This window comes from Amorphus sp. 3PC139-8, assembly GCF_040750475.1.
Classification (GTDB): Bacteria; Pseudomonadota; Alphaproteobacteria; order Rhizobiales; family Amorphaceae; genus Amorphus.
The window spans coordinates 1-1,321 of the sequence record NZ_JABJVY010000073.1 but is presented as its reverse complement, the minus strand read 5'-3'; the positions used below and the strand labels follow the sequence as shown (position 1 = coordinate 1,321).

The window sequence follows — 1,321 nt, the reverse complement described above, 5'->3', positions numbered from 1 at the left end:
TGAACCGCCCCGGGTTTGTCGGAGGCTCCAACTCCTGAGAGGATGGGGCTATGACGAGCAAGACGACGAACAAGTTTTCTCCTGAAGTGCGGGATCGTGCAGTGCGACTAGTGCTGGAGCACTCGCATGAACACCCCTCGCGCTGGCAGGCGATCCTGTCGATTTCCGCGAAGATCGGCTGCTCGGCGCACTCGTTGAACGAGTGGCTGAAGAGGGCCGAGGTCGACGCCGGCAGGCGGGCCGGCGTGCCGACGGACATGGCCGCGAAGCTGAAGGCGCTCGAGCGGGAGAACCGCGAGTTGCGGCAGGCCAACGAGATCCTGCGTAAGGCTTCGGCTTATTTCGCACAGGCGGAGCTCGACCGCCGGTCGAAGACATGATCGCGTTCGTCGACGATCACCGCGGTGTGTATGGGGTCGAGCCGATCTGCAGGGTACTGCCGATCGCCCCATCGACCTATCATGCCCATGTCGCCCGGCGGCTTGATCCGTCAAAGCTCTCGGCACGAGCGAAGCGGGACCTGGCGCTGAAGCCGGAGATCGAGCGTGTCTTTGCCGAGAACTTCGAGGTCTATGGTGCGCGCAAGGTCTGGCGACAGATGATGCGGGAGGGGTTTGATGTTGCCCGCTGCACCGTCGAGCGACTGATGCAGGGCATGGGCCTGCAAGGCGTGATCCGCGGCAAGTCGGTCCGCACGACCATCCAGAACAAGTCGGCGCCATGCCCGCTCGACCATGTGAACCGCGTCTTCCATGCCCCGGCACCGAACATGCTGTGGCTCTCGGATTTCACCTATGTGTCGACCTGGTCGGGCTTCGTCTACGTTGCCTTCGTGATCGATGCCTACGCCCGCCGCATCGTCGGCTGGCGGGTGAGCCGGACCGCTCATGCCGGCTTTGTGCTGGATGCTCTCGAACAGGCCCTGCACGAACGACGGCCCGTTCATCGCGGCGGCCTGGTGCACCATAGCGACCGCGGCTCGCAATATGTCAGCATCCGATACACCGGACGACTGGCCGAAGCCGGTATCGAGCCCTCCGTCGGCAGCGTCGGCGACAGCTACGACAACGCCCTCGCCGAGACGATCAACGGCCTCTACAAGGCCGAGGTCATTCATCGACGCGGACCGTGGCGCTCCTTCGAGGCCGTCGAGTTCGCGACGCTCAGCTGGGTCGATTGGTTCAACAATCGCAGGCTGCTGGAACCCATCGGCAATATCCCGCCGGCCGAAGCCGAGGAACGCTATCACGCTCTGCTCGACGAGCAGCAAATAGCAGCATGACTTAAACCAAACAGCCTCCGGCGATGCCGGGGCGGTTCA

General features: G+C 63.6%; 1 protein-coding gene and 1 other annotated feature. The gene reads left to right on the top strand.

The window, feature by feature from the left end; translation table 11 throughout:
- Positions 1-50: 50 nt before the first annotated feature.
- A protein-coding gene (locus tag HNS03_RS25670; RefSeq protein ID WP_367198885.1) for an IS3 family transposase occupies positions 51-1,282 on the top strand; the annotation gives its coding sequence in 2 pieces (ribosomal slippage) (positions 51-348 and positions 348-1,282; 1,233 coding nt in all).
- Positions 335-451 (top strand) — a sequence feature (AL1L pseudoknot). Its footprint overlaps the gene before it by 117 nt.
- Positions 1,283-1,321 lie beyond the last annotated feature (39 nt).